Origin of the sequence: Paenibacillus hebaui, from assembly GCF_051934385.1 — a bacterium.
Lineage (GTDB): Bacteria > Bacillota > Bacilli > Paenibacillales > Paenibacillaceae > Paenibacillus.
This window is the reverse complement of the sequence record NZ_CP196836.1, coordinates 4,804,482-4,823,991: the sequence shown is the minus strand read 5'-3', so window position 1 is coordinate 4,823,991 and position 19,510 is coordinate 4,804,482. Positions and strand designations below refer to the sequence as shown.

Sequence of the window (19,510 nt, the reverse complement as noted above, 5' to 3'; positions counted from 1 at the left end):
TAGATATGCCGAAAGTTATTTTGAGGAGATAGGAGGTACTAAATGAAATTACTAGTTAAGATAATTTGGGTCTTAGCAACACTAACTAGCTTAACTTCGGTGCTTTGGTACATTGTAGGCACAACTGCATATTTTCAGAGAGATATAGATATAATTTCAACTTTTATATTAATGTATTTTGGTATTCCATCTATTTTGTTAGTTGTTTTATCTATCATCTGTTTCATTAAAGGGTGGTATCCCACTACACTTTTCGCATATTTGTCTTGGGTATTGCTAATATGTTGTATGTTTGCTTTAACACCTATGCTAGTCAAAAGTGTCGATACTCAAGGTTGGTTAACGGAGAACATCACTTCAGATTCATTACAAGTTACAGATGATGATAAATATGAATACCGGCTAGAATTAATAAACTTGTTTCAAGAGAATAGCCACGCCAGACTTTATTTGAAGAACAAGAATGATGGTAATGTGATTCTGGTGCCATTAGATTTGCCAATTCAACAAATAAAAGTATTAGATATGAATTCTGTAAATCATTGGATTTCATTAATGCCGGGAGAAGACTCAGACTTATATATATTACGTACCGAATCGAAATTTCCATTACCCCAAGTTGTATTTCGAGTTGATACGAGGCAAGGAAATGCGATTAAGATCTCTGAATATGAGATACCTGAACCGAAGTAAGAGTGTGATACCTAAAAATAGTAGGAGCATATGGTTTTAGTGTTTTTTATATGAGGAAATATGTGCTAAAGCGTAAACTATGGTTAGTGATGGCAATACAATAATGAACCCCCCTAGAATTTAATCGAAGGGGGTATTCATTGTCCATTTTATATTTTAGAGAAGATCAATTAAATTCCATTCCATACACTATTATTTCCTTTCTTCAACATATGCTAACAAAGCATTTATATTTAATGTTGTTTTCTACTAGATATGAGTACTGGATTCAGATTGGTAAACTAAAGTTAAATAGAGGAGTGATGTAGTGGAAATTCATAAATTAGACGATATTATTCGTGAGGGCAAGATTGAAGAGGCTATCGAAATAATTAAGTTAATTGGTGAGAATAAGGATGAGTCGTATCTTGAGGTACTACTAGAACACCTTAAGGCTACGGATAATAATATACTGAGGAATGAAATTGCCCTTACTCTATCTGATATTGGCAATGAAAAAGCAGTAAATATTTTGATAGAGTTATTAATTCACCCTAACACTATAGGAAGTAGAGGGACATTATTGTATGCATTAGAGAACCTTGACTACACTGCACATATATCAACTATTGCAGGTTTTATTGGTGCTTCAAGTCTCGAAGTCAGTATGCAAGCCTTTTTGTTGCTTGAATATATAGTAGACGAGCTCTCACATAATCAAAAAGAGCAATGTAAAAGTATTCTTGAATCGAACTTTAAAAATACTGACAATGAAATTCTTAAAGAAGCATTAGAATTGCTGAAATAAATAGGTCTATACATATTTAACGGATAGAATATCAATGTTTGAAATTGATTGAAGTACACCCCATAGAATAGACATTGGAATAGTCCCTAGATTAATTCCAGGGGATTACATACTCCATTGAATTGAAGAAAGAATTTACTCGTCTCCATGTCGAAGAGCAATGGACGTATCGTAAATTACATAGCACTAGGAGATTCAGGATGCAGAACATGCAAGAAAAGAATGAGGAAGTCATCATGTCAGCTATTCAAATACTATTTGATATCCAAAAATGATTTTAACAGAATGGAGGAGGCTGTAAAAATGGATAAAGACATTTTAATAAAAAAATTCCTAAGACTGTTCCCTGAATTCCACGATCATTCCTCCAATCTATTCTATTGAAATATCGTATGTTGCTGATTTGAAAGAGTTGTCCGCTTAGTGGCAAGAAGTTACAGCGATCTATTATGTTTCAGAGATAAGGCTGAATCTATCTAACAATTTAAAACTTGCTTTTAAGATATGACTAATTATTGACTGAGTTATGAATGAAAGAATGGCCATTCGTTGGACTTTTTACATGATATATTTGTATTGTGGAAAATCCAAAGTGATGGAGCGACCAAAGATAAGCATGACTATGTCGTTTATCTTCCAAATGGAACAGAAAGTTCTACAGGGACGAATACATCCACTAAGCCTACGGTAGCAGCAGGAAGAACCGCTGTTGTAACCTTGGTTACAGCAACGCCTGTAACATATGGTGTACCCTATCGGACATTTGATGTCCAAAAAGCAGGTGGTGATGCGATTACTCGAATTACTGTATATCCTGGAGAATCTATGATTTTCAGTAATAATGGTTCGTTGGCCAATCCGATAAAAAAAAACAGAGTATACGTATAACAGTGACAACATGCTCACAGGCATGAAAGCACCGGATACGAACGTATCCTATACGTACGATGAGATTGGTCGCAGAACATCAATGATCGATGATCATGGAAAGACCGCGTACAGCTATCGAGCAGCAGACGGGATGCTGAACGGACTGACGTTCCCGGATGGGACAAAGCTTGATTATGAAAATAATACCCAGCAACGGTTGGGATATACGTTGACCGGTGCGAAAGGGCAATCTTTGCGAATACACGGTGAATTGGATTCAATGAACCGGGTTACTTCCATGGATATTACCTCAGGTACGGGAGGCGCTTCGGCACTCGCTGCATCTGCCGCTACGCCTGTAGACCGAATGACCTTTAGTTACGCATCGAATAGTCTGCTGGAAAACGTATTGTTTGGCCAAGGCCTCAGCACAAGCTATCAATTCGGCGGATATGACCTGTCGGGAGTCGAGGTTTCACAAGGAGGTGCCACGGTACATCAGTTTAACTACATCTACGACGGAAACAAAAATATTACGTCCCGTACCCAAAATGGAGAAACAGATCAGTTTACGTACGATGAACTCAGTCGTATTCAAACGGAGTCGGGCACGCAACAGGAAACGTACACATATGATCAGAATGGTAACCGTTACAGTACAGGTAGTGGCAAAGTCTACGGACTGAAAGATGCAACATATGCGTATGATAGCCAGAATCGTTTAGTCAAAGCGTCTGGCGAAGGCAAAACAGTACTTTACAGTTATAATGGTGATGGACTGTTATATGAGCGTACAGAAGGCGACCAAACGACGAGATATTATTACGATGAAGAAGCTAAACTTATGGCTGAAGCTAGCGTAACGTCTGGAAAAGCAGAGCTGACGTACGCCTATATCTATGATCTGTACGGTCAATTATGGGCTCGTCAGGACAAGCAAACGGGCAAACTAGAATACTACCAATTGAATGGACACGGCGACGTTGTCGGACTTGTGGACGATTCCGGTCAAGTGCTGAACAGTTATACCTATGACATCTGGGGTGGGCCACTAACCTGGGAAGAAACCGTACCGAATGTACTTCGTTATGCTGGTGAATATTGGGATGAAACAGTAGGGCTACAATATTTGCGAGCTCGTTGGTATGATCCGGGCATGGCACGATTCATCGGTGAGGATACGTACGAAGGTGAACTGAATGATCCCCTGAGTCTGAATTTGTATTCATATGTCCATAATAATCCTTTGAAGTTTGTAGATCCAAGTGGACATGCGCCAATCGTAGGAGATAGCCCATATGATACTGTCTCACCAAATACTGTTAATAGGTATACAGTATATGTAACTAAAAAGCAGTTAACTCAACTTGGATTTCAAAATATAACAAATAATATGGTGAAAGACTTGAATGTTACATTGGGGACATTTGATATAACAACTAATGAGAGGGTTAGTCATTTTCTAGCACAGGTTATGCAAGAATCGGAATTGGGAAGATGGACTACTGAACTAGGTGGCAAAAAGTATTTTTCTAAATATGAGCCGGGAACCAAGTTAGGTAAACAACTTGGTAATAAGGAAAAGGGCGATGGTTATAAATTTAGAGGCGCAGGATATATACAAATGACAGGCAGATATAACTACCAAAGATTTGCAGACGCTATGGGGGACCCAAAAATCATGAAATTAGGTGCTGAATACGTTGCTGAAAATTATGCATGGCGAGCAGCAGGATTTTGGTGGGATGACAACAAGATGAATAAACTAGTCGATTCAGGAGCTTCAGTCACTCAAGTGACAAAGCGAGTTAACGGTGGAACAAATCATCTTGCTAATAGAAAAAAATACTACACACTTGTTAAGAAAATTTTACGTTAATGAGAGACTTATTACTTGGATTGGAGATGAAAAGAGATGAAACATTGGCTAATAATGATAATACCAGTTTTACTATTAATGTCCTGTAATGCGAAAGCTGAGTTACACTCGGATCAAGCAAAAAGTAGTAATGATTCGAGTATAGGAATGAGTTACAAAGTTGAAAGTAGTAAATATTCTAATAATAATATTAATATTGTGTACCCCAAGCTAGTTAATGTTGCAAATTTTACAAACGGCGAGAAAATAAATGCACTGATTCAAGAAGAAGTGACAAGAATAACTAATTCCTATTCACTAGAGAAAGATAGTCTTGAAATAAATTATAGGATTATGCTTAAAAGTAATGAATTAATAAGTATTCAATACTTCGGGTCAGCATTTACTGAAGGAGCAGCCTATCCTTTAAATGTTTTCTACACATCGAATATTGATATAAAGAAAGGATCGAGAGTTAAATTAATTGATTTAATTGAAGTTAATGAGGCATTCGTAGAAGAATTTAAAGAAGGAAATTACAAAAGTTATGATGAGGATTTAAATTTGCTAGATAATGGAGTTGTTACAGAAATCTTGAGTGGATATGATACTAAAGATTTAATAAGCTATTTTAAACACTCAGATGAAGCAGGTCAAGTAAATGATTCAGGTACATTTAGCTATATCACTCAAGATGCCATTGGAGTTAGCATTTCAGTTCCGCATGCGCTAGGTGATCATTTAGAAATGGAAATTAGCTTTTCGAATTTAATTAATAATATTAAGAAGGAAAATAAGTTGTTGTTGTTGGAAAGTATAGGCGAGAAATAGAAAGTGATATACGAGATGACAACTTGGGATGCCTAGGGACAGAAATATGATCTTGTTTAAAGTCGATATTTTGAACTTACCCGTCCAAGTAGACTGCCTTTAAAAGCAGACTTAAGCAACCTTAGTTTGGTACTCAACCGGACTAAGGTTGTTCAGTTTTACTGAAAACGCTCGTGGTTGTAAAAATGGATATATTGTTCGATTCCCTTAACGAGCTCTTCCACGGTCGAGAAGGTGTGGAAACTGTTTTACAGGTAGTGGAAAAGTATACGGACTGGTATATGAACGGACAGGGCGAGCCTGGCACACGGTATTATTACAATAAGATAGCGGAGCCCATAGTTGAGGACAGTGTAACGTCTGCAAAAGTGGAAATGACGTAGATTCAATACAAGTTACAGCTGATGATCAATATGAATATCGACTAGAATTGGTAAACTTGTTACAAGAGAACAGCTACGCCAGACTTTATTTGAAGAACAGGACTGATGGTAACGTAATTCTGGTGCCATTAGATTTGCCAATTCAACAAATAAAAGTACTAGATATGAACAATGTAACTCATTGGATTACGTTAATGCCGGAAGAAGACTCAGATTTATATGTATTACGTACCGAATCCGAATTTCCATTACATCAATTCATATTTCGAGTTGATATGAGGCAAGGAAATGCGATTGTGATCTCTGAATATGAGATACCCGAATCGAAGTAAGAGGCAATTATACCTAAACCAAAATGGTGAAAGGGAAGTATAAAAAAACATGAACAAAAGTACATTGTTCGAACTGGCTAAGAAATTAGATTGTACATATGAAATAGGGGTGTGGTCTGAAACAACGGATTTTATGGAACGCCAAGAAAACATCGAGAATTTTTCATTGACATTTGAAGACGAACAATATAATTTGAGAATCCAACTAGGAGAATTCAGTAAAGTAACGGTTACGGTTAAAGAGATTTTTAATTCTCTGGTTCAATTCCTTGAATATACATCAACTTTTTATGTGAGAGAAGATCAATTGAATTCCATACACTATTATTTCCTTTCTTCAACAGATGCTAACAAAGCATTTATATTTCATGTTGTTTTCTACTAGATTATCAGTAAAAGTCCACTTGATTAAGAATGCCGAGAAAAAGAGCACCCACGTGATAACAGAGGTTGGTGTTCTTCTTTATACTTGAATCAACTTATAAAACCATTACAGAAATGTTGGTATAAGGACTTGCTGGAATTTTCAAAGAGTGATGGTTAATTTGTTTCAAAAAAATAGTCATGCTGAACTTTATCTTAAACATGTCAGTTCGGGTGAGGAAATATACATCCCGACTTGGATTCAGACTCATAAGATTGTGTGACTTTTATCAGCATGGATCGCAAAATCAATATATGAGTACTGGATTCAAATTGGTAAACCTAAAGTTAAATAGAGGAATGATGTAGTGGGAAATCACAAATTAGACAATTTTATTCGTGAGGGGAAGATTGAAGAGGCTATCGAAATAATTAGATTAATTGGTGAGAATAAGGATGAGTCGTATCTTGAGATCCTATTAGAACACCTTAAGGCTACGGATAATAATATACTGAGGAATGAAATTGCTCTTGCCCTATCTGATATTGGCAATGAAGAAGCAGTAGATATTTTGATAGAGTTATTAATTCATCCTAAAACTGTAGGAAGTAGAGGAACATTGTTGTATGCATTAGAGAACCTTGACTACACTGCACATATATCAACTATTGCAGGTTTTATTGGTGCTTCAAGTCTCGAAGTCAATATGCAAGCCTTTTTATTGCTTGAATATGTAGTAGACGAGCTTTCAGATAATCAAAAAGAGCAATGTAAAAGTATTCTTGAATCAACGTTTAAGAATACTGAAAATGAAATTCTAAAAGAAGCATTAGAATTGCTAAAATGCACCCCATAGAATAGACCTTGGAATAGCCCCTGGGTTTGATCGATAAAATTCTAGGGGTGCATTTTTGGGGGACAGAAGTTTAAGACATACTCCATTGAAGGGAAGAAAGAAGTTATTCGTCTCTATGTCGAAGAGAAATGGACGTATCTTGAATTACAAAGCACTAGGAGATTCAGGACGCAGCTCGTATAAGAAAAAAATGAGGAAGTCTATGGAGCAAGGTGAGTTTAGCTTATTGGATCGACGGGGTCATCGAAAGCAATATGTGAGCCAGGACCGGTATGATTATATGTCTCTTCCGACAGCTGGTTAACTGTAACACTCGTTTGTTCTGTATTTCGAGGATGAGATATGAATGCACAAAAACATGTCCAATCCAAATATGGATGAAGTAAGGTGTGCAAATTATGTTATTAAAATGTATCAATAAAGAAGGAAGTACTCTTGCAGAGAGAGCGGGATATCCTTAAGACTACACATCACTTTCACTTGTGATTATTTAATTAAACCCGATCATGAAGAGCCTGATTTGAATATTGATCCAGTTTGGTACCCCTATGAATGGTTTGAAATGCTGGATCATGCGATTCCTAAGATGTGGAGTTTTAGCCATAGTACTCCAAACGATGGAGGTGGATAAAGAAATGGAAGGATAATCCTACTAATAAATAGTCTCGATAAATGGACTTACTGAAAAAACATCAACTTGATAACACAGGTTGTTGTTCTTCTTTCTATTCATGGCTAGCGCACTAATAAATGACTTAATAAGGCTCTTAACAGTAAATGAGAGGACAAGGTGTGTTATGTGTAAAAGTGTAATAACCAAAAAGTTTTTAGATATGTTTCCTGAATTTGAAGCAGCCTATCAAGAACACATTACGGATTATGATACAGAGTTAGCGCATGTTTTTTTCGGCGATAATGTCAATGAAGAGATAATTAAGCAATTAGAACAGGCTCAACTCAACAGTACAGCTGATAGATATTTTGTGTTTTTCGAGAAAATCGCAAAAGAAGGAGACCTGTACAGCAGGCAAGTATTAACAACAACCATTTTAGCAAGAATTGGTGATGATCTAAATAGATATGTAGAAGCACAAAAATATATGGGTGAATGGACCAAAAAACTTTCGGATGAAATTGAAGCGTTTATCGGGAGAAAAGATCTTAACAGATGAACCATAACTGTGTAAGTAGACACTCATTTCTATTACTTGAAAGTTAATAGTTAAATATATTTCGAGTGGTATCTGATATATGAATCTGAACAAGTTGGGAGATCTTAATGGACAAAACGAATATCATGGCTGAATTTATCATTACAGGAGATCATTTTGAACCGAAGTTAATCACAGAACAGATTGGCATCGAACCATCAGGAATCTTTTGATATCAATCAGCAATTGAACTACATACTTATTCTTTTGGAGCCGCATATTGAAAAGTTGAAAACCTTGAGAATGAAGCATAATTTGAATTTTCTGTTTAGCTTCTCGATCAGGGTTATGAATAATGAGACTCCTGCGATTTCAATCAAGCAAAATGCAATAAGTATAGCCTATGACTTGAAATCAGAGTTTGATTTTTGATTTGTATATTCTATAGCATTGGAAACAAGTCATTATGAAAATACATATAGAGGACAAGTATCAGATTATCAGACCTTGGGGAATGTTGGTGTAGCTTATAGCTTCATGCCCAATTCGGAGGTGAAAGAATGTCGAACTGGATTAAATATATATGGATCACTACTATTTTCATCAATGTAGCAATATTCATTTGGTTTTTAGTTGGAGCAACGTCTAATTTTCAAAGATCACTAGATTTGGTTGGTATGCCGATCATGATCTTTTATGGAGTACCTTCTCTTATGATAAACATGATTTCGATTGTAATTCTCATGAAAAAATGGAATTCTCGGTTGAATATAATGACCATGATTGTGGGAGGAGTGTTCATCTTTATATTATTGTTCTGTACTCCAGCTTTTGTAACTGCATTACAAAATACGGTGGAAGGAGATCAAGTAGAAAGTGATCCGGTTAGTTACACAACTGATCAGAAGTACGAGTACAATATTGAATTAATCAACATGTCACAAAGAAATAATCAGGTGAATTTGATTGTAAGAGAGGTTTCTGGTAAAGCTGAAAAGAAAGCCATTCCATTAGATCTGGACACTGAAGAGATAATAGCCTTAACCACTGGACCGGGATCTAATTGGCAGTGGGCTGTATTAGAACCTACAGAAAAACCTGAATTATACAAGCTTACCACTACAGAAAAATTAGGCATGCATAAGGTCTATATGATTGATATTGTAGAAGGGTCTTCTCAAGAAATTAAGTGAGTGAACTTAAACGGATACCTAAATAGTATTTTAGATAATATGAATATTAAGGGGGATGTATGGATATATGATGTGCTTGGAACAGATCGGAAATAGTATAAGAAAGAATCATTTGGATAATATTTTTCAAACAGGATTTATAGATCCAGAGGATAATGGGGCTGCTGAGTTTGTTGCTAATACAGATCAGCTCTTTCTTCAATTTGGAGATGGGCTTGTTAAAATCGAAACCATTGAACAATATTCTAAAATTTCTCTGGATGTTGTCAGTGATATCCAAATAACTATCGATTTTGAAGATGTTATTCCTGCAAAATCAAAAATTGGAAATGTTATATTTAAGAATCCCTTAATTGATAATAAGGTTTCTAAGCTAGTATTATTTAACATGGAGTTGAGAAATGTAGGTGTAGTCTGTGATGCTATGAAATTAATATTGTCCAATCAACAGGAGATATTTTTCGATCCTTCATTCTTGGGTTTAAATATTGGAAGTTCAGAGGTTGAAGAACTATGGAGAGACAATCAAAAAGAGGAATCCATTTCATCTCCAACAGTGATAACGTTTTAATAGGCACAGTATCTGTTTTCAATGTATTAAGAAGCCATAACTTAGCGGTTTCTTTTTGTTAAACTGAGGAAAGGAAAAAATCGGAAAATAGGAGGTTGGAGAAATGGATAGTGACATTTTAATAAAACAATTCCTAAGACTGTTCCCTGAATTCCACGATTGTTATAAAGTACATTTAGATTTTAATCAAGAGTTTCTAGGACATGTGTTTTTTGGTGATGAAGTGTCTACCTATGTTGAAAAATTGCTTCGTGAAAATGATGATACAGAACAAATTGAAAAGTTCTTCGATTTTTTTGAATGGATGGCGACTCAATCGAATCTTTATATTGCACAAGTGTTATCTACTACAATATTGTATAATCTTGGTGGGCATACGGATATTTTGCAAAAAGCTCAACGTTTTATGAAGCCCCATACTAAAAAGCTTTCTCAAGAAATAGAAGATTTGCATTCAGGAAAATATTTTTTGTGAAATAATCGCCTGGAGTTCAGTTTAAATGCTTGTTTCGTTGAAGATCAGTGCTAATTATAATCTTGGGGGATTTTTAAAAATATGAAGGTGGTATGAACCTTGATTTTACAAAAGACAGTGGAACGGCTGCATCAGTTGATCGATCAGGATTGGTCGAAATTTGATCATGAAGAATTAAAAATGATTAATGTTGAGCTTACATATTTTTCTGCCAATTACCTTTTACAGTTGGCAGGTATGTAAACCTACGGAGACGAGCAGTGGGTACATTTAACGCCTAATCCATAATTAAAAATGGAAGAATGACGTGTTCTTGAATTGTAATCAACAAGCTAGTTCATTATTGGACTGGCTTGTTGATTTTTGTAGTTCTTTTGAGAACGAAAACGAAGGTGGCTTTTCTTAATGATAGCGAAAGCTGGAGGATTGATTTGGTATCATTGGGAAGGCATCATGATGCTATCGCCGAACTGAATGTGGAGCAGATTCGGAATATGAATCTAAAGGATAAACTTATGCCAGCGATCTATGCCTATGATGAGGGCTTAATATATGGAACTGGAGTATCTCCAGAGGCATGTGCACATATTATCCGGTTTTATGGACTGTTACATACAAATTAGTCAAATGTTGTAATTGCCGGGATGTTATATTCATACAGCAAATATACTGTAATATGCCACCATCGAAGAAGCTACGCTGCATCAATATTTTGACAGCTTAAATATCGGACTCAAAATCTTGCGGCCCCAATAAGCCAATACGGTCGTTCCGGTCCAAGAGCTGCGCTTATTTTGGATGTACTGATCATTGATCATATAAGTCCGAGTGGAAATAGGGCTTTTCAAACCGAACTCTTCCCACTTCGCGGGATCATTCGAACCTCCAAGCTTCACAAGCATATTTGCCGACTCCCTATCTATTTTATCCGGAATTTGCTCGAATGCTTCGGTGATTTGCGCATGAAATTCGTCGATTGGATTACGGCTGGTAATGCTCTCCAGGTGGATGCCTTCGCGAATGTAAGTAACATACGCCAGATGGTCAGCCCAGAATTCGTCGATATAAAAAAGCCTTACCCGCTGTTCTGAAGGGCTCATTGACTTCTCCCCATTCAAAATTCTGAGCCGTTCTTCGTATAGAATTCGCCTCTGATCCTCCACCATATCCGAATAACCGTTCAGTTCCCGCTGAATATCGAAGTTTTGGCCCATAATAACCCGTTGAATATGCTCGATTTTGCTGCGGAGCACCGGACCTTCAAGAGCCTCATCCTGCCTGGGAGCGGAAACTTCTTTATGAATGCCGAAGCGAAGCATCAACTCGTCTTCCAGGCTTATATAAAATACGGAAGCTCCCGGGTCGCCCTGGCGGCCGGATCGCCCGCGCAACTGGTCGTCAATCCGCATGCTTTCGTTCACATATGTACCCATCACGTATAATCCACCCAGCTTGGCGACAACTTCTGCCTGCGCGGGGTTACCGCCGCCGAGCCGAATGTCGACGCCGCGTCCTGCCATATTCGTAGACACCGTTACGGCGCCGATTTCTCCCGCTTTGGCGATGATTTCGGCTTCTTTTGCATCGTTTTTTGCATTCAGAACATGGCAAGGTACGCCAGCAACAGCCAGCGCCTCCGCCAGCATGTCAGACTCCTCTACGCTTGATGTACCAATAAGAATGGGGCGTCCAACCCTATGTACAGAAGAGATCTCTTGTACAAGCGCCTTATATTTAGCTTCTTTATGAGTATAAATCCGGTGTGGGTGGTCGATCCGTATGTTTGGCCGGTTTGGTGGGATTTTCACGACCTGCAGCGCGTAGATATCTTCGAATTCCATGGCTGAAGCGTGGGCCGTAGCTGTCATTCCGCAGATTCCCGGATACAGGCTAATGAAGTGTTGAATGGTGATTGTCCCGAGAATTTTCCCGCCAGCCTTCCATTGAAGCCCTTCTTTAGCCACAAGCGCAGCTTGCAGTCCGTCCGGCAAATACCTGTTCTCGGCCACACGACCGGTATATTCTTCGATTAGCTGGATTTCACCATCCCGTACAATGTAATCGACGTCTTTTTTTAATAGGGATTCTACGTGCAATGCACAATTCAATGAGGTTAACAAATGACTATTATGGCTATCGTACAAATTGCCGCATCCCAGCAGCACTTCCGCTTTCGCAGCACCCGCATCATTCAAGTAAACGTTCCGCTGGAATTCGTCAAAGTTGTAATGCTCTGCTTGCTCGAGCTGCCGAGCCACTTCTGCGAAACGAATGCCGTCATCGCTGGAAGAGCCCGACTCGCCGCTAATGACTAGTGGCACCCGCGCTTCGTCGAGTAACAGTGAATCCGCTTCGTCAACAATGACGTAGTGGAAAGGACGATGCACGGTATCAGCTTCATTTAATGCGATTGTGTCGCGCAAATAATCGAATCCCGCTTCTTTAGCCGTAACATAGATTATATCTTTGGCGTACGCTTCCCGTTTCTCATACAGGCTCATGCCCGCTTGAACCGAGTTTACCGTTAACCCCAGGAAACGATAGATCGGACCCATCCACTCGGCATCTCGATTAGCCAAATAATCGTTAAAAGTCAGCACATGAACGCCTTCGCCGGTCAGCGCATTTAGATAAGCAGGCAGTACAGCAGAGAGCGTTTTTCCTTCACCGGTTTGCTGCTCGATCAAAAATCTCTCGTGCAAAGCGATGGCAGCCATGATCTGGACATCGTAAGGCTGTAATCCGAGCTTTCTCTTCGCTACCTCATAGACTAGTGCATAGGCATCGACAAGCAGCTCATCCAAAGGCGTACCCAATTTTGCTTCCTTTTTAAGCCGGAGAGATTCCGCTTGCAGCCGCTGATCGTCCCAAGCTTCCAAACTCCGTTTTTGGATGAGCTCAACTTTGTCTCGATAACCTTTCAGCTTCAGTTGGGCTTCGCGTTCTTTAATGTTTTGTATCCATTTGACGATTACATTCATCGGGGTGTTATTCCTCCTTGGTAGAAATAAGAAATTCTATAGTGGCTACTCATCCTTCAACCGCCGTTGATACAAAACAAGAGATAAAATCGTTAATACAACCGTCCACGCCAAAATAATGAGGAGGGGTTTTAATAGGTCACCCGTCGTAAAGCCTGCGTTGGGTATATTTAGCAAATTCACAAGTTGAATGCTTGGTGTATAATCCAGCATTTTAAAAATCGGAAAATCACCAAACAAGATCGTTGCAACAGGAGGAGCCGAAAAAACCATTGCTGCAGGAATGATTGCTAATGAAGCTTCAAGGATCGTTTTAGAGAATAAACCACATATCGTTCCTACTGCTGTGTATAGAATTATTGAAAGGATGATTGCAATTGCAGACGCCCATATACTAGCCGGCTCATAGCCTAATATATACGTAGCAATAGCCAGAACAACAGCAGACATGACAAAGACTAAGGTGCTTTTACCAACTAATACATCCATCGTTGTGGCTGGAGTCATCATTAATGATCGTAAGGTGTTACGTTCCTTTTCTTCCGCAATCAAACATGCTTGTGCAAAAGAGGTTAAGAGCACAAACGAAATATTTAGAAGAAAACCTATTGCCCCAGGGAAAGAAGGACCTGCCGTGCGAAAAAGAAATGCGAATATAATCGGAACAAGCAACATGATAGATATGCCATAATTACGTGAAAACTCTTTGTAATCCTTCACAAATATTGCTCGCGCACGTTTCAACGAGATACTCATAACAGCTCACCTCCTGTCACTTTAATAAAGATATCGCCTAGACTTGGCTCTTTCGTTTCCAATCGTTCGATTAAGCCTCGCTTCATCCAATCGGCAATTTGATCAGCCGTTCCTTCATCGATCGGGAGCTCGTAGGTTTCCCGTTTATCAATTCCACACAAACGACGTTTTCCCGATGCTGTTTTTTAAGCGCCTTGGGCGAGCCAATGGCTTGGATTTGTCCTTGATACAAAATCGCTACACGGTCACATAACAATTCTGCCTCTGACATATCGTGCGTCGTTAAAAAAATCGTTGTTCCTTTCTCATTTAAGTAGCGTAATCCTTTATAAATATGTGTGGAGTTTACCGGATCTAAAGCTGAAGTAGGTTCATCTAAGAATAATAATTCCGGCTCATGGATAATTGCGCATGCCAGCATAACACGCTGACGCATCCCTTTCGATAAGTGAATGACTTTCTTTTTGCGTTCTTCGCTTAAGTTTACAAACTGCAATACTGTATCGATCGAAGATTTAGAAAGGTCATATAATTGGCGATACAACTCTAGATTTTCCTCTATCGATAATCTCTCATATAGACCACTGTTATCTGACAAAATACCAAAGCGCATCTTCTGTGCAGACTGATGCATCATCGCCGCTGGCTGGTTGAATACAGTTGCCTGTCCACTTGTCGGATTTAATTGAGCAGTTAAAATCTTAATTAATGTTGTTTTTCCAGAACCACTTGGACCCAGGAAACCCAAAATTTCGCCTTTTGGAATTGAAAAAGATACTTCTGATAATGCATCCTTATTTCCAAATCTCTTTCGAATACGTTCTACTTGGATAACATCCATGCATATCACTTCCTTGGAGTTGATGACTTAAGCATATAAAGATTACATGCCTCCAACCATCGAAATCCGCCGAAATGTAGCTGTCAACGCCTGAATGGTACCATTAATTGCTGGATTGATTCCATATTTCCCCGGAAATTAAATGTTAAGATGTATTTTTAATTCTTGTAATTTTGAACGAGATAACGGAACAATCGCATCTCTTCCTGTATTTAATCGCAAGCTGTAGCTATTCTTCGTCCATGTAATAATCTCTCTTACCTTCTGTAGATTAACAATATAGGATCGATGACATCTAAAAAATCCGAAATTAAACAATCTATGCTCGAGCTCGGTTAGCGTCAGCGCACAGACAAAACTTTCTCCACCTACATGGACAAGAACCGAACCATCCATACTTTCTATGTAATCAATTTCAGGTGGATTAAATAAAATCACTTTGTCATTTTTTTTTGTATAAATCTTCTGCAGGGTTATATTGGCTCGATCTTGTTCCTGCACTGCTTGCTTATCCTCTTCTGAATCACGAATATCCAATAGATGAAATCCGGATTCATTCAGACGATAAATTGAATCACAGGAAATCATGGCATCCTCTAAATTGGAAGTTAAAATTAAAATCTGCATTTGTTTCGAAAGATCATCTAAAATCCGTTTAAACTGGCGCCGATCTTGTTCTTCCAAATAAAAATAGGGCTCCTCCAATACGAGTGTAGGCTGATGTGCAAAATAAACGCGCAGCAACGTCACATACATTCTTTTTGATGGGCTTAGATTCTTAATTTTTACCTTCTGTTCTTCTTTCAAAGCGAAATATTCTAACAACATAGTGGCACAATCGTTTCGCTCTGTTACGTTGATTAGAAAAGTGATTAATTCTTTTACCGTTAATTGTGTATACTCGTTTTGTTGAGCTCGAAGTATGTAATATTGGGAACGATCCAGCAATTGATTCATTAAAATTTGCTTTCGCTTCAAGTCGGTTATAATGCCAATCGATTGGTTACATGCCATATTTAATTCGATTTTGGGTAAAAATAGTTCCCCATCTTGATACACTGGTTGAAATTGCATGCTGTCCTCCTGATCATCACTGCTTCTGGATAATATGTAACAATTATAATGTTGGAGTTATTTTTTGTCATCTTCAATTGAGATGATTTAGATCCTCTATCAGGCATATGAATAACGAGCCCCCAGCAATCGGTTGGACATAGCAACATTGCATACGAAAAGCGATTGGATCTATGAACAAAAAACCACTCCAAAAATGAATTAGAGTGGTTGGTTATTAAGGTGACAGTTTGTCATTGTGAGCGATGGAGCTAAGTTTACACTACTTTTGAACAGCAAAAGGAATGTTCAACGAAGTGGGCTCTACAATGGTTTCTCCAGTATCGTAGTCATAGATTTTATTGAAAACAAGTTCGATGGATTCCAGCTCATCCGGGTCATCTGTATATACTAAACCATAACTCGTATTATCAATGACTACGCCATCATATTGATTATAGACATATGATTTCCTCATAAAATTGCGATCTGCGGAGATCGGCTTGCCCGTGTTTGGATGAACGGAGTTTAAGCCGTAAAAACCGATATTCTGATCCGTTGTATTTTCAACAGTGTAGAGGATATTGATATAAGTGATCTTAGAACCGATATCTTCCCGATTCAGAATGGAAATGTTTTTCTGTGAATCCTCAGGAATGTTACTGGCCTCTAATAATTGAGCGTGAACAACATGAATGGTTAGTGGCCCACGTTCAAAACGTGCATCCAGAGGCACAGACTTTAGCAATTTCAGATGTCCACCGTAATCGAATGTTCCTGTATCTCCAGGTTTGGATAGGATCGGTGATGCTGCACTTTGGTAAAGCTTATCTTCAAGCATGCTGGCGGCATGCTCTATCGGATCGGTTTCGGGATCGAATCCAACAAGGCTGCTTTCAGGCCGGAAGGGTTTTAATCCAGATTCCATTACATGCTCTGGAGAAGCAGCCTGAGGCTGTGATTGATTGATTTCTAGTTGTGTAGAGGTCGCATAATTTGAGCTGCCTGAACTGCCCAAAAGTGCGATAGCGAGCAGTAATTGAACAATAAACATAGGAAGGGACACCCTTTCTCTCAAAATAAATTAAATAAGAACATCAACCCCACCTGGTTGTTATCTGAAAAATAATTTGACCTGATATGGTATTGGTGGAATGAACTTAAGTCCAAGGTAATAATAATCATAGCAAAATGGAGCATTGATATAATGAGAATAACGACCCAGGCGAAACGAAACAGTAGGATTGTCTGTTCCGCAAGGACCAGGGTCCGATATAAGTGGATATACAGGCTGATTCGATTAACACTATCAATTCCTAAATCTCATAAAAAAGGAAAAATTTCAAACCGATTGTGTTAGAATATATAGGAATTATGGAAGTTGGAGGATTGAAGTGGGAATACATAATGAGTTAAGTCAAATTAGAGTTGAAAACCAATCAACTACTAAACAAAAAGCTTTTTCAATTGTAAGTGCGATAACGATCGGGGTAATTTTAGGTTTAGTTGCAAAGTTTGTGGATACTCAGGGGATTAACCCCGTATTTGACGATATCGGTGGGCGTCTAGGTATTTGGATTTTTGTTGCCACACTTATATCGGTCTTTAGTTATTCTCCTAAACTAGCAGCAGTTAAGGTATTCTTCTTTTTTTTGTCGCTGCTAACCGTTTATTATCTATACACAGTGTTTTTCCTACATTTCGTTCCCATAAGAGAAATCGTTTTTTGGGGAATGTGTGCAGTGGTATCTCCGGTGTGTGCTTATGTGATGTGGTATGCACGTGGCAATGGATTTGTACCTAGTATAGTTTTGTCCCTTCCAATCACAGCTCTACTGTCCGAAGGGTATCAATTGCGCGACGCTTACTTGCCTGAGCATACTCATTACTATTTGATCCCAATACTTATGGGAATATATCTAATTATGGTCATTGTTTTACTATTTATTGTTCCTACGAACAGACTTCAATTTTTGAGTATACTACCAATATCTATAATATTGTCTTTCATCATGATATATTTTAATGTTCTAGGGCGGTTATTCGGTGGCGGAGAGCGTAAAATATATTGTGTAAATAGAAAAAAGGAAGACCTTTTCTAGTAGAATTGAGTTACCACACAACAATTCAGAGAGAGGTCTTCCCTATGAATCATTTTACAACAGATTTAGTTCAAGCTCTAGTCACCAAACAAGATATTACAGAAGTATTTCGCAATCATTTAGAGTCTGCCATGAACCACTTGCTCGAAACGGAGCTTACAGCGTTTCTGGATTATGAAAAATACGACCGTGCTGGCGTGAATTCAGGCAACTCTCGTAACGGATCGTACACTCGTACGCTTCATACCGAGTATGGCGACTTGCAGCTTAGTATGCCTCGGGATCGGAAGGGAGAGTTCAAACAGCAAACTGTAGCGCCGTATAAACGCTCCAATGACACCCTGGAATCCTTTGTTATTCACCTGTTTCAAAAGGGTGTCACCATGACGGAAATCGCTGACCTCATCGAGAAAATGTATGGTCATCACTACACGCCTCAAACGGTTTCCAACATGACCAAAGTCATGACCCAGCATGTCGATGCATTTATGAAACGACCGTTGGAGAAGCGCTATGTCTGCGTCTATATTGATGCGACGTACATCCCGGTGAAGCGTGAAACGTAGCCAAGGAAGCGGTCTATATTGCCGTAGGCATTCGTGAGGATGGCTCCAAAGAGGTACTTACGTACGCGATTGCACCGACCGAATCCGCTTATATCTGGAAAGAACTGCTTCAGGACGTCAAACAGCGTGGCACCGAACAAATCCTTCTGTTTATCTCCGACGGACTGACCGGGATCGTGAATGCAATCCAAGAGGTGTATCCCCAAGCGAAGTACCAAACCTGTTGCGTTCATTTATCTCGTAACATCGCACATAAAGTTCGTGTGACGGATCGAGCAGAGATCTGTGACGATTTCAAGTCCGTGTATCGTGCTGAGGATGAAGAAGTAGGTAAAGCTGCTCTGACTACCTTCTGTGACAAATGGAGAGCTATCTATCCCAAAGTGGTTCAATCGTTGAGAGAGAATTCCTATATCTTCACGTTTTACAGCTTTCCCAAACCCATCTGGAGAAGCCTGTATTCGACGAATCTGATCGAATCGTTTAACAAGCAAATCAAGAAATACACGAAACGAAAAGAACAATTCCCCCATGAAGAAGCATTAGAAAAATTCTTGGTTTCTCAGTTTGAGAACTATAACCAGCGTTTTGCCACCCGTTGTCATAATGGCTTTGATCAAGCACGAGCAGAACTGCTAGCCATGTTCACCACAAAAGAATAACATCACCCTACATAAGAAAAGGTTATTTCATTTACACAAAAATCTTGACGCTGCCGGTGGCGCGCTTGAACGGAGTGTTATAAATCTATCGTATTAATTAAATATTGGTTCGTGTAGGTTACGTATTCGAAAAAGCCATCAAACAATGTGATGGCTCTTTTTTTGTGTGACAGTAGCAGCATCGG

19 protein-coding genes and 3 pseudogenes are annotated in these 19,510 nt (G+C 38.7%); 16 read left to right on the top strand and 6 right to left on the bottom strand.

Going from position 1 to position 19,510, the window contains the following annotated elements:
* Nucleotides 1-42: 42 nt before the first annotated feature.
* The 5 genes from ACR32F_RS21940 (at nucleotide 43) to ACR32F_RS21920 (ending at nucleotide 5,039) form a co-directional block, all read left to right on the top strand.
* The gene (locus tag ACR32F_RS21940; protein ID WP_440110737.1) at nucleotides 43-693 is read left to right on the top strand and encodes a hypothetical protein; all 651 of its coding nucleotides are present in this window, start codon (nucleotides 43-45) and stop codon (nucleotides 691-693) included.
* A gap of 307 nt (nucleotides 694-1,000) precedes the next feature.
* A complete protein-coding gene (locus ACR32F_RS21935; RefSeq protein ID WP_440110735.1) occupies nucleotides 1,001-1,480 on the top strand; it encodes a HEAT repeat domain-containing protein in 480 nt (159 codons plus the stop codon).
* Nucleotides 1,481-2,029: 549 nt separating this feature from the next.
* Entirely contained in the window at nucleotides 2,030-2,368 is a 339-nt protein-coding gene (locus ACR32F_RS21930; protein ID WP_440110733.1) for a hypothetical protein, read from the top strand.
* A 10-nt stretch (nucleotides 2,369-2,378) separates the two neighbouring features.
* Nucleotides 2,379-4,229 carry an RHS repeat-associated core domain-containing protein gene (locus ACR32F_RS21925; RefSeq protein WP_440110731.1) on the top strand — a complete coding sequence of 617 codons (1,851 nt, stop codon included), beginning with the start codon at nucleotides 2,379-2,381 and terminating at the stop codon, nucleotides 4,227-4,229.
* Nucleotides 4,230-4,265: 36 nt separating this feature from the next.
* Nucleotides 4,266-5,039: a hypothetical protein gene (locus tag ACR32F_RS21920; RefSeq protein WP_440110729.1), complete on the top strand. Its 774-nt coding sequence runs from the start codon at nucleotides 4,266-4,268 to the stop codon at nucleotides 5,037-5,039.
* 111 nt (nucleotides 5,040-5,150) lie between these two features.
* Here the strand turns inward: ACR32F_RS21920 and ACR32F_RS21915 are convergent.
* Nucleotides 5,151-5,272, bottom strand: a pseudogene (locus ACR32F_RS21915) (IS3 family transposase); the annotation flags it as partial.
* Between the two features lie 531 nt (nucleotides 5,273-5,803).
* On the opposite strand from ACR32F_RS21915, the gene ACR32F_RS21910 reads away from it, so the two are divergent.
* The 9 genes from ACR32F_RS21910 (at nucleotide 5,804) to ACR32F_RS21870 (ending at nucleotide 10,987) form a co-directional block, all read left to right on the top strand.
* A complete protein-coding gene (locus ACR32F_RS21910) occupies nucleotides 5,804-6,139 on the top strand; it encodes a hypothetical protein (protein ID WP_440110727.1) in 336 nt (111 codons plus the stop codon).
* A 346-nt stretch (nucleotides 6,140-6,485) separates the two neighbouring features.
* Complete coding sequence (locus tag ACR32F_RS21905; protein WP_440110725.1) at nucleotides 6,486-6,974, top strand: HEAT repeat domain-containing protein; 489 nt, start codon at nucleotides 6,486-6,488, stop codon at nucleotides 6,972-6,974.
* 797 nt (nucleotides 6,975-7,771) lie between these two features.
* Nucleotides 7,772-8,146, top strand: a complete 375-nt coding sequence (locus tag ACR32F_RS21900; RefSeq protein WP_440110723.1) for a DUF7674 family protein — start codon at nucleotides 7,772-7,774, stop codon at nucleotides 8,144-8,146.
* Nucleotides 8,147-8,329: 183 nt separating this feature from the next.
* Nucleotides 8,330-8,557 carry a DUF4279 domain-containing protein gene (locus ACR32F_RS21895; RefSeq protein ID WP_440110721.1) on the top strand — a complete coding sequence of 76 codons (228 nt, stop codon included), beginning with the start codon at nucleotides 8,330-8,332 and terminating at the stop codon, nucleotides 8,555-8,557.
* Nucleotides 8,558-8,685: 128 nt separating this feature from the next.
* Nucleotides 8,686-9,318 carry a hypothetical protein gene (locus tag ACR32F_RS21890; RefSeq protein WP_440110719.1) on the top strand — a complete coding sequence of 211 codons (633 nt, stop codon included), beginning with the start codon at nucleotides 8,686-8,688 and terminating at the stop codon, nucleotides 9,316-9,318.
* Between the two features lie 67 nt (nucleotides 9,319-9,385).
* On the top strand, nucleotides 9,386-9,889 hold the full coding sequence (locus tag ACR32F_RS21885) for a hypothetical protein (protein ID WP_440110717.1): 504 nt from the start codon (nucleotides 9,386-9,388) through the stop codon (nucleotides 9,887-9,889).
* 103 nt (nucleotides 9,890-9,992) lie between these two features.
* On the top strand, nucleotides 9,993-10,364 hold the full coding sequence (locus ACR32F_RS21880; RefSeq protein WP_440110715.1) for a DUF7674 family protein: 372 nt from the start codon (nucleotides 9,993-9,995) through the stop codon (nucleotides 10,362-10,364).
* Between the two features lie 99 nt (nucleotides 10,365-10,463).
* Nucleotides 10,464-10,607: a hypothetical protein gene (locus tag ACR32F_RS21875; RefSeq protein WP_440110713.1), complete on the top strand. Its 144-nt coding sequence runs from the start codon at nucleotides 10,464-10,466 to the stop codon at nucleotides 10,605-10,607.
* Nucleotides 10,608-10,795: 188 nt separating this feature from the next.
* Nucleotides 10,796-10,987 (top strand): hypothetical protein, encoded by a 192-nt coding sequence (locus ACR32F_RS21870; RefSeq protein ID WP_440110711.1) that lies wholly within the window; start codon nucleotides 10,796-10,798, stop codon nucleotides 10,985-10,987.
* An 81-nt stretch (nucleotides 10,988-11,068) separates the two neighbouring features.
* Here ACR32F_RS21870 and ACR32F_RS21865 read toward each other — a convergent pair whose 3' ends face one another.
* From ACR32F_RS21865 to ACR32F_RS21845, 5 genes and pseudogenes are all read right to left on the bottom strand, one after another.
* Nucleotides 11,069-13,345 carry a preprotein translocase subunit SecA gene (locus tag ACR32F_RS21865; protein WP_440110709.1) on the bottom strand — a complete coding sequence of 759 codons (2,277 nt, stop codon included), beginning with the start codon at nucleotides 13,343-13,345 and terminating at the stop codon, nucleotides 11,069-11,071.
* Between the two features lie 45 nt (nucleotides 13,346-13,390).
* Nucleotides 13,391-14,101 carry an ABC transporter permease gene (locus ACR32F_RS21860; protein WP_440110707.1) on the bottom strand — a complete coding sequence of 237 codons (711 nt, stop codon included), beginning with the start codon at nucleotides 14,099-14,101 and terminating at the stop codon, nucleotides 13,391-13,393.
* Nucleotides 14,098-14,942, bottom strand: a pseudogene (locus ACR32F_RS21855) (ATP-binding cassette domain-containing protein). The gene ACR32F_RS21860 and the pseudogene ACR32F_RS21855 overlap by 4 nt, the downstream one beginning before the upstream one ends.
* A gap of 138 nt (nucleotides 14,943-15,080) precedes the next feature.
* A complete protein-coding gene (locus tag ACR32F_RS21850; RefSeq protein WP_440110705.1) occupies nucleotides 15,081-16,016 on the bottom strand; it encodes a LytTR family transcriptional regulator DNA-binding domain-containing protein in 936 nt (311 codons plus the stop codon).
* 262 nt (nucleotides 16,017-16,278) lie between these two features.
* Complete coding sequence (locus ACR32F_RS21845) at nucleotides 16,279-17,049, bottom strand: hypothetical protein (protein WP_440110703.1); 771 nt, start codon at nucleotides 17,047-17,049, stop codon at nucleotides 16,279-16,281.
* A 340-nt stretch (nucleotides 17,050-17,389) separates the two neighbouring features.
* Here ACR32F_RS21845 and ACR32F_RS21840 point away from each other — a divergent pair, with 340 nt between their 5' ends.
* Together ACR32F_RS21840 and ACR32F_RS21835 are read left to right on the top strand one after the other, a co-directional pair.
* Nucleotides 17,390-18,097, top strand: a complete 708-nt coding sequence (locus ACR32F_RS21840; RefSeq protein ID WP_440110701.1) for a hypothetical protein — start codon at nucleotides 17,390-17,392, stop codon at nucleotides 18,095-18,097.
* Between the two features lie 44 nt (nucleotides 18,098-18,141).
* Nucleotides 18,142-19,325: pseudogene (locus tag ACR32F_RS21835) on the top strand (IS256 family transposase).
* Nucleotides 19,326-19,510: the final 185 nt, after the last annotated feature.

Excerpts from the sequence above, each read along its gene's own strand:
- ACR32F_RS21940 (WP_440110737.1), top strand. The coding sequence starts at position 43 with ATGAAATTACTAGTTAAGATAATTTGGGTCTTAGCAACACTAACTAGC.
- ACR32F_RS21925 (WP_440110731.1), top strand. The coding sequence starts at position 2,379 with ATGCTCACAGGCATGAAAGCACCGGATACGAACGTATCCTATACGTAC.
- ACR32F_RS21920 (WP_440110729.1), top strand. The coding sequence starts at position 4,266 with ATGAAACATTGGCTAATAATGATAATACCAGTTTTACTATTAATGTCC.
- ACR32F_RS21910 (WP_440110727.1), top strand. The coding sequence starts at position 5,804 with ATGAACAAAAGTACATTGTTCGAACTGGCTAAGAAATTAGATTGTACA.
- ACR32F_RS21900 (WP_440110723.1), top strand. The coding sequence starts at position 7,772 with ATGTGTAAAAGTGTAATAACCAAAAAGTTTTTAGATATGTTTCCTGAA.
- ACR32F_RS21890 (WP_440110719.1), top strand. The coding sequence starts at position 8,686 with ATGTCGAACTGGATTAAATATATATGGATCACTACTATTTTCATCAAT.
- ACR32F_RS21885 (WP_440110717.1), top strand. The coding sequence starts at position 9,386 with ATGATGTGCTTGGAACAGATCGGAAATAGTATAAGAAAGAATCATTTG.
- ACR32F_RS21880 (WP_440110715.1), top strand. The coding sequence starts at position 9,993 with ATGGATAGTGACATTTTAATAAAACAATTCCTAAGACTGTTCCCTGAA.
- ACR32F_RS21865 (WP_440110709.1), bottom strand. The coding sequence starts at position 13,345 with ATGAATGTAATCGTCAAATGGATACAAAACATTAAAGAACGCGAAGCC.
- ACR32F_RS21860 (WP_440110707.1), bottom strand. The coding sequence starts at position 14,101 with ATGAGTATCTCGTTGAAACGTGCGCGAGCAATATTTGTGAAGGATTAC.
- ACR32F_RS21850 (WP_440110705.1), bottom strand. The coding sequence starts at position 16,016 with ATGCAATTTCAACCAGTGTATCAAGATGGGGAACTATTTTTACCCAAA.
- ACR32F_RS21845 (WP_440110703.1), bottom strand. The coding sequence starts at position 17,049 with ATGTTTATTGTTCAATTACTGCTCGCTATCGCACTTTTGGGCAGTTCA.